This is a genomic window from Parapedobacter flavus (genome assembly GCF_035818675.1).
Lineage (GTDB): Bacteria > Bacteroidota > Bacteroidia > Sphingobacteriales > Sphingobacteriaceae > Parapedobacter > Parapedobacter flavus.
In genome coordinates this window covers 1-656 of sequence record NZ_JAYKZZ010000056.1, presented here as the reverse complement: position 1 = coordinate 656, position 656 = coordinate 1, and the positions used below count along the sequence as shown (strand labels likewise).

Annotated in this window: 1 protein-coding gene; it reads right to left on the bottom strand. The window is 43.4% G+C overall.

Going from position 1 to position 656, the window contains the following annotated elements:
• The coding region (locus tag U9S71_RS20825) for a hypothetical protein (protein ID WP_326329789.1) at positions 1-321 on the bottom strand (321 nt) is incomplete at its 3' end.
• Positions 322-656: the final 335 nt, after the last annotated feature.

Below are 656 nucleotides of genomic sequence, written 5' to 3'. Positions count from 1 at the left end.
TCCGCTGTACTTACGCCCTTGTAGCGTGGTGTCATAAGAAAATACGGTATGTAATGTTGCTCCTGCATAGTCGGATAGCGCTTCTTGATCGATCACTTCACCATTGATCACAAATGCATAGTTCTTGAACGCGCCTCGTTCGGTTGGGAACAGCGCTGCGGTATCCGGCTTAACCGTACGCGTATGCTGGTCATTGACTGGTGTGTTTCGAGTAAGAGGCTCTTCCTGCTGATTGTCGGGCTTCCGTTGCTGGGAACACGCTTGCATACCGAACAAAGCCAATAGAAAAAATAGCAAATTCCGAAGGCTTATTCTTGTCATAAATGGGCGTTGTTTATTGGCTACCACAATGATAGGAAAAAAATCCTGATTGACCCGGTCTGACTAAGTTCTTTTTTTGGGATGTGATGATGGAAAATCAGAAAAACATTCTTTTTATTCGATGTTTTCCTTAACCTTGTCCCAACCAAAAAATTAAATTATGACAAATAAATTAACCATTATCCGGTTGCTCGATGAAATGCGCTAACTGACAGCGACGATGCCAAGGGAAGTGCGTCGTCCCACTATATCCGTACCGGCATGTACTTAGCGAATTTTACAGCCCGTACGATACTGATGTTGATCCAAACAACAACGTGAATTATACAACGAGT